The sequence below is a fragment of the Xanthomonas sp. NCPPB 2933 genome (genome assembly GCF_056725225.1).
This window is the reverse complement of record NZ_CM161518.1, coordinates 262,363-274,743: the sequence shown is the minus strand read 5'-3', so window position 1 is coordinate 274,743 and position 12,381 is coordinate 262,363. Positions and strand designations below refer to the sequence as shown.

11 protein-coding genes and 1 other RNA gene are annotated in these 12,381 nt (G+C 65.9%); 1 reads left to right on the top strand and 11 read right to left on the bottom strand.

Annotated elements, in window-relative coordinates; genetic code table 11:
• Positions 1–229: 229 nt before the first annotated feature.
• Together AC1PLU_RS01110 and AC1PLU_RS01105 are read right to left on the bottom strand one after the other, a co-directional pair.
• Positions 230–841, bottom strand: coding sequence for a YbhB/YbcL family Raf kinase inhibitor-like protein (locus tag AC1PLU_RS01110; RefSeq protein WP_481107454.1), 612 nt, complete (start codon positions 839–841; stop codon positions 230–232).
• Positions 842–1,015: 174 nt separating this feature from the next.
• A complete protein-coding gene (locus AC1PLU_RS01105; RefSeq protein WP_481107453.1) occupies positions 1,016–3,088 on the bottom strand; it encodes a tetratricopeptide repeat protein in 2,073 nt (690 codons plus the stop codon).
• 117 nt (positions 3,089–3,205) lie between these two features.
• On the opposite strand from AC1PLU_RS01105, the gene AC1PLU_RS01100 reads away from it, so the two are divergent.
• Positions 3,206–3,280: non-coding RNA, sX9 sRNA (locus AC1PLU_RS01100), on the top strand.
• A gap of 4 nt (positions 3,281–3,284) precedes the next feature.
• Here the strand turns inward: AC1PLU_RS01100 and AC1PLU_RS01095 are convergent.
• The 9 genes from AC1PLU_RS01095 to AC1PLU_RS01055 all read right to left on the bottom strand — a co-directional run bounded on the left by AC1PLU_RS01095 (position 3,285) and on the right by AC1PLU_RS01055 (position 12,242).
• Positions 3,285–4,271: a YheT family hydrolase gene (locus AC1PLU_RS01095; protein ID WP_023902104.1), complete on the bottom strand. Its 987-nt coding sequence runs from the start codon at positions 4,269–4,271 to the stop codon at positions 3,285–3,287.
• A 62-nt stretch (positions 4,272–4,333) separates the two neighbouring features.
• Positions 4,334–5,233 (bottom strand): lysophospholipid acyltransferase family protein, encoded by a 900-nt coding sequence (locus tag AC1PLU_RS01090; protein ID WP_172839254.1) that lies wholly within the window; start codon positions 5,231–5,233, stop codon positions 4,334–4,336.
• 21 nt (positions 5,234–5,254) lie between these two features.
• Positions 5,255–5,683 carry a hotdog fold thioesterase gene (locus AC1PLU_RS01085; protein WP_023902102.1) on the bottom strand — a complete coding sequence of 143 codons (429 nt, stop codon included), beginning with the start codon at positions 5,681–5,683 and terminating at the stop codon, positions 5,255–5,257.
• Positions 5,684–5,945: 262 nt separating this feature from the next.
• Positions 5,946–7,979 (bottom strand): phospholipase D family protein, encoded by a 2,034-nt coding sequence (locus AC1PLU_RS01080; protein ID WP_481107452.1) that lies wholly within the window; start codon positions 7,977–7,979, stop codon positions 5,946–5,948.
• Positions 7,976–8,548 carry a YceI family protein gene (locus tag AC1PLU_RS01075; RefSeq protein WP_023902099.1) on the bottom strand — a complete coding sequence of 191 codons (573 nt, stop codon included), beginning with the start codon at positions 8,546–8,548 and terminating at the stop codon, positions 7,976–7,978. The genes AC1PLU_RS01080 and AC1PLU_RS01075 overlap by 4 nt, the downstream gene beginning before the upstream one ends.
• A 3-nt stretch (positions 8,549–8,551) precedes the next feature.
• On the bottom strand, positions 8,552–9,028 hold the full coding sequence (locus AC1PLU_RS01070) for a SixA phosphatase family protein (RefSeq protein WP_023902098.1): 477 nt from the start codon (positions 9,026–9,028) through the stop codon (positions 8,552–8,554).
• Positions 9,029–9,042: 14 nt separating this feature from the next.
• Positions 9,043–9,675 carry a ParA family protein gene (locus AC1PLU_RS01065; RefSeq protein WP_006449221.1) on the bottom strand — a complete coding sequence of 211 codons (633 nt, stop codon included), beginning with the start codon at positions 9,673–9,675 and terminating at the stop codon, positions 9,043–9,045.
• Between the two features lie 338 nt (positions 9,676–10,013).
• Entirely contained in the window at positions 10,014–10,931 is a 918-nt protein-coding gene (locus AC1PLU_RS01060; protein WP_481107451.1) for an AEC family transporter, read from the bottom strand.
• A gap of 672 nt (positions 10,932–11,603) precedes the next feature.
• Positions 11,604–12,242, bottom strand: a complete 639-nt coding sequence (locus AC1PLU_RS01055) for a tetratricopeptide repeat protein (protein WP_268213691.1) — start codon at positions 12,240–12,242, stop codon at positions 11,604–11,606.
• Positions 12,243–12,381: the final 139 nt, after the last annotated feature.

Here is a 12,381-nt window from a genome sequence, read left to right as displayed (position 1 = left end):
GATCGCCGATGCGATCAACGCGCGCAGATGCGACGTGCAGATACAGGCTACTGACAGCAACTACCAACAGATAGCGAGCGGTCGTCAGATCAGATGCGGACGGCATGCAGGAGTGAAGTGATCGATTGATACATGCCACGACCGAGCCGCCGGGTGGCGTGTGAACCGGCAGCTCTCCTCGGCAGCGACGGCGCCCGCATGGCGGCGGCACAGCCGTTGTTAGGCGCTCTTAGCGCAGCGACGGATTCAACGTATAGGTGCCATGCAACGCAGCTTCGGCCAGCACATGGCCTTGAATCGCCGACAGCACATCGGCCGCAGTGAAGGTCTCGGGCAGGCTGAGCTGCGCAACATCCAGCGCGAAAACGCGGAAGAAATAACGGTGCACGCGCAGGTCGTTGAACGGCGGGTACGGGCCGTCGTAGCCCAGGTAGTTGCCGGCCATGTCGGCATTGCCGGCAAACCATTCGGTGTACGAATTCAGACCCTGACGCGCACCGGCCGGGCCGGCCGGCTGCGGCTTGCCCTTAGGAACGAAGCCGTCGCTGCAACTGGCTGCGGCGATCTCGTGCACTTCAGCGGGGATATCGGCCATGGCCCAATGCACAAAATCGGTGCGTGGCTGGTCGACCGGAATCTGCACATCGTCGCGGCCCACGGTTTCCGGCACGGTCGGTACATCAGGGTCAAGGCACAGCAGCGCGAACGAACGCGTGCCTTCGGGCACCTCGCTCCAGGCCAGATGCGGGTTGCGGTTGGGCGCAAAGCCCTCCGGCGTGCCGGCCGCAAACTCCACCGCGATGGGCTTGCCGTTTTCGATGCTGTTGCTGGTCAGGCGCATGCAGGGTCTCCGTGAGGGATGATGCCGATCAGGGTGCCTGGGTCTACGCAGCAGTGGAAGCCATCGCAATGGAACCCTCTGATGCGCTCGGTTGGGTATATCGCTGCCGGTTCATCACGCCAGCGAACAATGCCGCGCCCACCCGACAGTGAGCGCAGCCATTTCGGTCGCCGCTCAGTCTTGCGGATAACCGAAGCGCACTGCGATCAACGTGAGCAGATCGAATTGCGCGCCCAGCACGCTGCGATAGTTGCGCCAGCGGCCCGATGCCAGGCGTGCGGGGCCGCGCGGCTCGATCAGCGGGAAGCTCAGCCCGAAGGCCTGTTCCAGCGCGGTGGAAATACCCTGCGGGTCGCTCTCGATGCCGTCCAGACGGATGATCCGGTGCGGATACAGATCGCGTTCGTGCAGCACGGCGAGCTGCTCCAGCGCCGCCAGCAACCAGTCGGTGGCCTGCTGCGGCGATTGCACGGCCAACGGCGCAGGCGCACCGGCCGACAACCAGTCCAGCAGCATGTCGCGCGGGTCGCGCAATGCGATTGCCAGCCGGCCTTCGGGCAGGTGCGGGCGCAGTGCAGTGAGCAAGGTGTTGTCCCACCACAGCAGCCAGTCGATGACGTTGCCGTCGTCGATACCACGCCGCGGCAGTTGCGCCTTCCACCCTTCAACCAGCGCCAGCGGCGCCAGTTCGCCGGAGGCCAGCTGTTCGACACTGCGATAGCTCTGCAACGCATCGGACGGCGGCGTGGTGCCGTAGCGGTCGTCGCGTACCAGCGGGGTGGCCGCGCCCATCACTGCGATCAGGCGTTCGACATGCGAACCGGGCACGCCCCAGACGAACAGCGGGCGCGCGGTCACCGCGTCGGGAATCGTACCCAAGGCCGGCCACTGCATCGGCTGCTTAGCGGCCTGCGGCGGCAACGGCAGACGGTGCTGGGCCTGCTCGCGCTGGAACTGCATCCAGGTGGCCAGCGCCGCATCGGGCTGGCCGGCGCGGTCCTGCACATTGCCCAGCCACGGTCGCAGCACGGTCTGCTGGTTCTCCGGCAGCGAGTCGATCAAGGATTGGACACAGGCGATCGCTGCCGGCGGGTCGCGCTCCAGCAAGGCTTCGACGATGCGCTGCTCGCCGCTGATGCGGCCCGGCTCCACCGCCACGATCTGCCGCGCCACCATTTCGGCCTCTTCGGCATGGCCTTGCATGTCGTGCACGCGCATCAGCGCTTCCAGCGCCGGCAGATGCTCGGGCATGCCCAGCAGCCAACGCTCGATCACCGCCTGCGCCTGCGGTCCACCGACCGGCTCCACCGCCAGCCGCGCCAGCCATAGATCATGCGCACTGACCGAGGTGGCCAACGCCGCGTCCAGAGTGTCGCGTGCGTCGTCGACCGCGCCCAATCGCTCCCAGGCGGTCAGTAGCGCGTGCAGCGTGCGCCGGTCGGCTGGCCAGTGCGCAAGCGCCAGGCGCAAGTGCGCCACGGCCTGGTCGGGGCGGCCGGCCTGCAATTCCATTTCGCCCGCGAGCCGGCGCATGGCCGGGATGTCGCCACCGGGCTGGGCGAACACGCCCTGCATCGCGGCCAGCGCATCGTCCAGGCGGCCCTGGCGCTGGGCGAGCTGGGCGATGAAGGCGCGCAGCGCGGTGCCCGGCGGATTGAGCTCGACCACGCGCTCGAAGGCGCGCTCGGCGAACGCGAAGTGTTCTTTCTGTAGGTACGCAAAGCCCAGCGCGAACAGCACACGCGGATCGTCCGGCAACTGCTCGGCGGCGCGGGTGAGCAGCGACAGCGCGTGGTCGCTCTGGCCACGGCGCAGCTCCACCACGCCATCGACGGCCAGCAGCTGCGGATGCTCCGGCGCCAGTCGCGCCGCGGTGCGGCTCAGCCGCTGCGCATCATCCAGATCGCCGCGCGCCACCGCCAGATGCGCCTGCATCACGTAGGCGTTGAACTGGTTCGGATCGAGTGCGGTGGTGCGCGACAACGCGGCATCGGCCGCAGACAGATCACGCGTGGCCAATAGCAAGCCGGCGCGCAGCAGATGCAGGTCGGCATCTTCCGGCGTCAGCGTCAGCGCGGTTTCGATACTGGCCAGCGCCAGCGCTGGCTGACCCTGCTGCTGCAGGGCCAGGCCGAGCCAGCGATGGGTGGCGGCATTATCCGGCGCGCTGATGACCCACTCGCGGGCCAGCGCCACCGCATCGTCGGCCGCATTGCGGCGCAGGGCTTGAAGAATGGCGTCTTGCATGGCGGTGGCGTGTCCAGGACAAACGCCTATTGTAACGATGCGCGCTGGGACGCCGACTCGCAGCGGCCATCGAACTGCTGCGCAGCCGCCCGGCGCGCGCGGCCGATGCTCGTTGGCAGGCACCACTCGTACACTGCAGTTCGGAGCGCGCCATCCGCACCCACCTGGCGACTGCTCGCGACGGTTGTCGCCGCTCTCAGGCCTGCGCGGTCAGCCGCTCGGCCACCCAACGTTCGGCGAAGCCATCGCCACGGGCATTTTCCAGAAAGCCGCAGTGGCCGCCCCAGCGCGCGATTTCCAGCTGTGCGTGCGCGGGCAGATGCCAACCGGCGAAATCGGCGAATGGAATCACCGGGTCGTCTTCGGCCATCAGGATGTGGACCGGCACCTGCAAGCCGGCCAGGCGTTCGCCGGCAATCGAATAACTGTCGAAATACGCCTGCAGCGAGCCGTGCCCGGTGTGCTGCTCGGCTAACCAGGCCATCAGGCCGCGCATGTCCAGCGCCAGGGTGGCATCGTCGTAGCCGTGCTGATCGGGAAACAGCTTGCGTTTGCGCAGCAGCGATTCGCGCCAGCGCCGGCGGAAATACCAATCGTAGAACTGCGGGCCTTTTTCCAGCTGAAGCATGGTGGCGGCCGGATCCAGCAGCGGACACACCGCTGCGACCCGCGCCACCGGCAGACCGGCCGCCGGCGCGCGCAAGGCGAGCCGCAGTGCGAAATTGCCGCCCAGCGAGTAACCGGCCACCAGTAACTGCGGCGCGGGAAAACGCCGCCACAGATCGCCTGCAGCGTTGACCACTTCATCGATGCGATCGGAGTGAAACAGATCCACATTGAGGTGATGGGTGCCGCCGTGGTCGCGGAAATTCAGCCGGAACACCTGATAGCCCAGGCCCAGCAGGCGCGCAGCGGTGAGCCGCATGTAATTGGAATCGGCGCTGCCTTCCCAGCCGTGCAGCAACAGCACGGTGGCGCGCACCGGTGCATCGCCTGGCGGAATGCTCATCCAGCCCTGCAGGCGTACGCCGTCGCCGCCGTCGAGAATATGTTCGCTGGTCACCGCGCCGCTGGCGGCCAGCAACTGGCGGCTGCGGATCCGGCGCAACGCACTGCTGCCCAGCAGCGATTGCACATGCGGATTGCGCAACCAGCGGGGCGGCGAATAGTCGGAGACGTTCATGCGCTCATCGGGCCAGGCACTGTCGCGTCGGCCGCAGGAGTGATGAGCATACGCATCGCGGGCTAGGACTCCATTGCCGCAATGATGCGTTGACGCGAGGTGTCGGCCAGGCGGCGACGTCCGTCGATATCCAGCGCGCGGATCGGCTCGAGAAAATGCACTTCGGCCAGCCGCGCCGGCTCGCCGAGCAGACGCACGATGTTGTCGAAGAAGCTCTCGCGCTCGCCGAACGCCACAACCGCCTGCGCATTGCCGCGCTCGCCGTAACGCAACGCCACCGGTTGCACCGGCACGCCGGCCTCGACCGCGGCCTGGAAGATGCGCGCATGGAACGGGCCGACCTCGGTGCCGCCGCGGGTGCGCCCTTCCGGAAACACGCCCACCGGTTTGCCGCTTTGCAGCCGCGCCAGCATTTCCTGCAGCACGCCGCCCAGCGATTCGGTATTGCCGCGCTGATGGAAGATGGTCTGGCCCTTGGCCGCCAGCCAGCCCACCAGCGGCCAGCCGGCGATCTCGCGCTTGGCCACAAAGCCCATCACGCGTTGGCTGTGCAGCATCGAGATGTCAATCCAGCTGACGTGATTGGCAACGAACAACGCAGCGCCCGGCAGCGGAGTGCCGAAGTGACGCAAACGAAATCCGAAGATGCGCATCAGATTGCCCTGCCACCAGCGGATCATCCACTCGTCCAGGGTGTCGTCGTGGCCGGTACGGATGCGCGCCAGCGGCGGCGCCACCACGCACAGCATGGTGATCGGCAGACAGATGCTCAGGTGCACCAGCAGTAGCGGTACCCGATACAGGTACCGGAACCAACGCAGCACGCCGCCAGCATCGCGCGTGGCGTCCAGGGATGACTCGCTCATTGCAGGAACGGGACCGGTACCAGGGGAAGGAAGCGCGACTATTGTGACAGCAGCTTGGCACGCGCGCAGTGCCGGCAGCGGGTGGCGCTGTTCCACCCATGTGCTTGCACGGCGGGCTCAGCCATTGCTGCGCGGGACCACGGCCAAGGTGAGCCGCGAAACGCACACGCGCTTGCCGGCCGGGTTTTCGATGGTGATGTCCCACACCTGCGTGCTGCGCCCGATATGCACGGCGCGCGCGGTGCCAGTGACCACGTCCTGATACGCCGCACGCAGATGGTTGGCGTTGATCTCCAACCCCACGCACATCTGGGTGGTCATATCCACGCACAGATTGCCAGCGCTACTGCCCAGGGTTTCGGCCAGCACCACCGACGCACCGCCGTGCAGCAAGCCGTACGGCTGCTTGGTGCGCGAATCCACCGGCATGGTGGCGCGCAACCAATCCTCGCCGGCATCGGTGAACACGATGCCCAGATGTTCGATCAAGGTGTCGCGGCTGGAGGCGTTGAGGGCAGCAAGATCGACGGGGTCGCGGAAGGTCATAGGCTGGGGATTGGGGATTGGGGATTGGGGATTGGGGATTGGGGATTGGGGATTGGGGATTGGGGATTGGGGATTGGGGATTGGGAATCGGGAATCGGGAATCGGGAATCGGGAATCGGGAATCGGGAATCGCAACAGCATCTGCGCCCGGAGGATCTGGTTCAACTGTCGCTGACTGCCCTGATTGATCCAGGCGCAGTTCCGTCTCCGCGCCAGAGACATATCGTCACGATAGCGGCCAGTGAGCGGCGCGCCTATGCGATCACAGAATCGGCACCAGGCCGGCACCGAAGGCGGTCAGCATCCGCACCAGCAACCACTTCGGGCCGACGTTGACCTCGGGGAAGTCACCCACCGCCACGTAGCACTGCCGGAACTGCGGGTCCTGGCGCTTGAGTGGAAACGGGCAGCCGGGGCCAGGCTGGAATTCGTAATTGGTGGCATAGCGCCAGGGCCAGAAATCGAGCACCGGCAACGATTCGGACACCTTGCCCACGCTGTAGTTCAGTCCGCTCAGCACCGGCGGCTTTTCGCGCGAGGCCACGGTCCAGGCATTTTCCGGCGCGATGTCGCGCTCGATGCTGGCAGCCAGCGCCTGCGCAAAGCGCGCATCGTCGATCACCACCGCCGCTTCGGTGTTGTAGTTCTCGCTGCGCGGGTCGAAGTTGTGCGTGCCGATCACGCCGATGCGCCGGTCCACCACCAACGACTTGGCATGCAGGCCCATGCGCGCGCCGGCGCGGGTGACCGGCAGCGGCTTGTTGACCGCACGTGTGCCCAGGAACGAGGGCCGCGTTTCGGTACGCAATACACGCCGGTCAACCTCGCTGCCGCCGGGCGCACGCCCCGCGCCACCACCGCTGCCGCGAATGGCACTCCCCGGTGTTCCGCCGCCACTGTTGCTATTGCTGCCACCGCTGCCACGCACCGCGTTACCGGCCGCGCTGCCGCTGATCACGCGATTGACGCTGCTGTCGCCCTCGACCGGCTCGGCGGCCTGCGGATTGAGCGGGTCGGGCACCAGATTGGCGTAGTCCACCGGTGCATTCAGCGGAAATGGCTTGAATTCGTAGATGTTGAAGCCCAGCTCGCGCAGGTTGCGGCGTTTGAACTTGTACGACAGCGCATACACGATCGGGTTGTCGGTGGCCGCCAGGCTATTGCTCGAGACCACGATGCGTGGCGGCTGCGGGCGCGTGCGCAGTGTGCGGAAGATCGCCTGTGCCTCATCGGACAACACCAGATACGGCGTCTGCAGCAGCACTTCCTGCTGCGCACCGGCGATCAGGCCGTCCAGCTCCGGCGCGGTGGACACCGCCTTGGCGGCATGTTCCTTGCGGTGTTTTTGCGGCAGGTCGGCCACATACAGCACGCGCTGCACCGGCATGGCCGGGGTCACGAACGCATCGCGGATGAATTGCGCATCGCGCGCCTCACGGTCGACGCGCGCCACCCGCTCCGGTCGGCGGATGTCGGCCGGCGGCATTTTCGGCGCGCCCTGCTCCAGCAGCAGGCGGCCGACATCGTTCAGGCGCTCGGCCGGCACGCTGCGCTGCGCGCGCCAGAACGCGTCGAAATTGGCCGCCATCGCACGCACTTCCGGGCCGGCCAGAATCACGTCGCGGTCGCGGAAGTTGTATTCGCTGTCCCAGTCGAAATAGTCGTCCTGGTAGTTGCGGCCGCCGACCACGCCGAGCACATCGTCCACCACCAGCAACTTGTTGTGCATGCGCTGGTTGAAGCGACGGAAACAGCACACCACGCTGCCGGCATAGTCGAAGTAATTGAGTTTGACCTTGCCGAAAGTGGGGTTGTAGATGCGCAGCTGCAGATTTTCATGGGTGCTGGACAGCGCGCCGAGAATCTGCAGATCGGCGATCGCCGACAGCTGGTCGATCAGGATGCGCACTTTGACCCCGCGCTGCGCCGCGTCGATCAGTGCATCCAGCACCATGCGTGCGCTATCGTCCTTGTCGAAGATATAGGTCTGCAGATCGATGCTGCGGGTGGCGCTGCGGATCAGATTCAGCCGCGCGACCAACGATTCTTCACCGCGATCGACGATGGTGGCGTAGTGCCGCGGCGCAGCCGCAGTGGAGCTGGTGATCGCCTCGCCACCCAGCGCGCGCAGCGGCGAGGACAGTGCACAGCGATTGGCCTGGGTGCAGCTCACCAGCGTGCTGCGCGCGGCAGAAGCCACGCCTGCCGCACGGTTGCGTTCGATTTGCGACAGGCCGGCGCATCCGGTGCCGAGCAACAGCGTTGCCAGCACAAGCACCCTCAACAGGAAACTCACGGGCGCCGCGCCTCCTGCAACCGCCCACGCAGAACGAACGTTACCCTGTCGCCCAGGGCCATCTGCCACGCATTCATTCCGTAACGTCCACGCAGCACCGTCCCACGACTGATCACGTCGCAATCATAGCCCGGCCGCGCGCATTCAGCTGGCGCCACATGCAGGGTCTCGATGTGCGTGATTCCGCGAATGGTCAGGTTGCCGGTGATGTCGCCCCCCTGCTTCACGACCGCTTCGGTGTAGGGAAGCGACTCGAATTCCACCACCGGGTACTGGGCGACATCGAAGAAATCCTCGCCGCGCATCCACGCGGTGTAGCGGTCCTTGCCGGGGATTTCCACCTGGGTGGCGTCCAGCCGGAAGCGCACCTGTTGGCGTTTGTCGGGCAACTCCACCAGCTCACCGCGAAAACGCGGGAAGAACCCCTCGATCTTCATGCCGAAGCGCGTTCTGATCTCAAACCCGAAGCGCGATTGCACCGGGTCGATGGAATGCACCTTCTGCTGCGCCATACAGGGCAGAGCGACCCAGAGCGCGAGCCAGGCGTACCAGCGCAGCGACGATGACACGGATCAAGGCCACCAGAAGGCGGTCAGGCGGGCGATCCCCGGTTCGATGGCGGCCTCCAGCGGCAGCGCCAGCAGGGCGATCGCGGCGGTGGGCATGCCACGGTAGTCGCCGGTCTGGCCGCTGTGCATCAGCGCTGCCAACCGCTCCAACCCGGGGTTGTGGCCCACCAGCAGCAAACGCTCGGCGTCGCGGTGTTCGTCCACCAGGCTGGCCAGGGTGCCGGGCGTCGCTTCGTAGATGCGCTCGTCCAGGCGTTGTTCGATATAGCCGGTGAGCTCCAGTACCGCTTCCAGCGTCTCGCGGGCGCGCCGGGCCGGCGAGCACAGCACGCGGTCGGGCACCAGGCGCTGCTCGCGCAGCCAGCGGCCGGCCGATTCCGCCTCGGCAATGCCATGCGGGGACAGCGGGCGGTCCAGATCGGCCTGGCCGGTATCGGCCGGCTCGGCGTGGGCATGTCGCAACAAGATCAATTCGCGCATAGAAACTATCCGGTTTAGGCCTTCTTGAGCCACTTGAACAGCGGCTCCCAGTCCTGTTGATGATCGCGCACCTGCGCCGAGCGGTAGTCGAACAGGCTGCGTCCCAGCCCGGCCATGACCACGTAGGCCTGGGTGTCGCGCAGTTGGGTCACCAGCGGATACGGCCAGGTGCCGATCATCTCGGCGGCCTGTTGCGAGGTCTGGGTCCACGGACGCGCGCGGTTGAGCACCAGGCCCACCGGGAGCTTGCGCTGGTGCACGCGCGGCACCTTGGCCAGCGTGTTGAGAAAGCCCACCACCGCTTCGATATCCAGTGCCGAGGACAGCACCGGCACCACGATGGCATCGACGTGGTCCAGAAATCCACTCAGGTCGTCGGCCATCGCCCCGGCCGGGGCATCGATGATCAGCTGATCGGTGCCATCGGGCACTGCGGCCTGCCAGTTGCGACGGCGGGTGGCGTCGATCGGCAGCACCGCACTTTCCAGACTGGCGCGACGCTGCGCCCAGCGCGTGGACGAGCCCTGCGGATCGGCATCTGCCAGCACGGTGCGCTGGCCCTGCAAGGCCGCATGTGCGGCCAGATTGGTGGCGATCGTGGTCTTGCCTACGCCGCCTTTGGAGCCGGCCACCAGGACTGTCTTCATGCACGCCTCGCTTCCGGGAGCAAGCCGGCAGCGTACACCGCGGCACGGTGAGGAAGTAGTCGAAAGACGTTAAACCGCTCGACTGCCAGCCGGGCGATCTTCCAACAGCCGTGATCCATGCTCGGAAAATCCCTGTGCAGCGCGCGTGCGCAGCAGCTTCTGCGCGACCTGCGCGCCTGCGTCATGACCTCGCGCGCTGTGGTGTCGATTGGCGGCTCTGCATGCAGCTCGTTGTCATCGCAGTGCAGCATTGGGGGTGCGAGGCGACCACATCGCGGGTGCGCGTTGAACCTGCGATGCGGCAGTACCGAAGTGGCAGCGCGAGTTCGCGCCTGGCATCACGCCACCAGGCGTGCCAGCAACCAGGCCCAGGCAGGCAAGGTCAGCAGCGACAGCAGGATGCTGTAGCCGACCATCGCTGCGGCCAGGCGCGGTGCCAGCCGATGCGAGATGGCCAATGCGGCGGCAGTGATCATGGTGGGCATGGCCGATTCGAGGACGTTGGTCTGCAACATCGCCCCATGCAGGCCAAGCGCCCAGGACAACGGCAGTGCCAGGACCGGCATCAACGCAAGTTTGAAGACCAGCCCCACTGCCAGCGGTTTTAACTCGTCCGCAGGCAAGCGCAACTGCAGCGAAAAGCCGACTGCCAGCATCACCAGCGGCAGCATCGCATCGGCCAGACTCTTCAATCCCGAACCGATCCAGGTCGGCGGCTGCTCCGGCATCAACGTCAGTGCGAACAGCAGCGCCCACAGCGGCGGAAACCGCAGCACCCGCAGCAGGATCATCCGCGCGGTAGGCGGGGTGTCGCCGCTGTAGCGCGCCAGCACATACAACCCAAACGTGGACAGCAGCACGAAAGTACCGAACTGGTCGTAGACCACCGCATACGGCAGCGCGTGATCGCCGATCAACGCGCGCACCATCGGAAAGCCGATGAAGCTGGAGTTGGTGAAGACCACGCACATCAGCAGCGCGGCGTATTCCTCGCGTTTGAATCCAAACACACGGCTACAGCCCCACAGCAGCGGCACGATGATCGCGCTCAACACCCACGGCGTGGCGATCACCCCACCCAGCGAAGCATCCAGATGCAGGCGCGGCACATAGGTCAGCACCGAGGCCGGCAGGCAGATATACAACACGATGCGATTGAGCACGTCGGCGCTGTTGTCCGGCAGCACCCGCAAGCGGGCGAACAGCAGACCCAGCCCCAGCATCGCCAGAATCAACGCAAATGCATCCACCGCCATGGCGTGATCGTGTCCGTTGGAAAGCGATGCACAGGATCGCATAGCGCGCAGCACAGGCATCGGCGGAGGGCTGGCTTGGCATCGCGCTAACCCGAAGCAGCGAGACTTCCATCGTTTGCCTATCCGAAACCAGTGTGTCGAGTGCGCGGCGTCCTCGCCGCTCGCGGGACACGCCGTGAACCCGTCCCTGGGGGCTCGGTGGCGGCATCCATGCCGCCACACGATCCCGCAATCGGCGAGGACACAGCACCAGAGAGTTAGTCGGTTGCGTTGTTGAAAACACGCACACCGACCATCTCTACTGGTCCTTGTCCGCTCACCGTCGCGGGACCTTACGCGGCATGGATGCCGCGTAAGAGCCTACACGGACGTACTTGCGGCGTGTCCCGCGATGGTGAGCGGGCAAGGGCCCTGCAGCCAAGCCGCAGAACAGCAGAACAGCCGCACTACACCTGATCTATCCGCACTGTTCTGATCTATCCGCTCTGTTCAAGCCCTCGAAGACAAGCAAAACTTCGCGTCGTAGCGATGTTTCGATGCAGTCGAAAACCTGGTCAGTCGAGCACGGGCTGCTTCTATGCAAATGCAGCTATCACCAGCGATGGCCTGTCGCAGATTCGGCTAATGCAGGGCATCGCGCTGCGGCGGTTAACTGCAGCGCGATGCCAAGACTCACGGAAACGCCGGCGGGTTCGCCTGCCAGGCAGCGAAGACCTCGGCCAGGCTGGCACGTTCTGCTTCGCGCCAGTCCGGCAGCAGGCTGGCGTAGTTGGCGGTGCTGCTCCAGCGTTCAGGCCAGGTGCGCACGGCGGCGGCATACCACTCGACCGCTTCCTGCTTACGCCCGGCACGCCACAGCGCCAGCGCCGCGGTCGTGGGCAGCCATTGCGGCGTGGCCGGACGGCCGTTGGCCAGGTTGGCCCACAGCTGCAAGGCCTTGTCGGCCTTGTCGGCGCGCAACAGATCCCAGCCGTAGTTCCAGCTGATAGCGCGATATTGCTGGCTACCACTGGAAACCAGGCCCAACGCCCCCTGGTAAAGCTCGTCGCCTAATTGGGTGCGCCCACCGGCATAGGCCAGCGAGGCCAGTTGCGCGCGCGGCTCGGCGGCACGTGCGTCACGCTGCACCATCGCGGCCAGACGGTCGACCACCGCATCGCCCTGCCCCTGCACGGCGACCACGGCTTTCGTGGTGCCGCGGTCTTCGTCGAAATAGAACTCCTTGGGCTTGGGCAGGCTCTGCGCTTGCGCCAACGACCACACGCTCCCGAGCAGGGCCAACGCAATGGCCCATGCGAACTTCGTTCTCACTGGTTTTTCCCCTTGCGACACACGACAAACCCCAACCCTGTCCCATCCTAACCTCAGTGTCGCTGCGATGCACACCCGGTGTGCCAGGCATGTGAATAGCGGCTGCTACAATTGTTAGGCCGTTTTGGAGCCCTGGGTT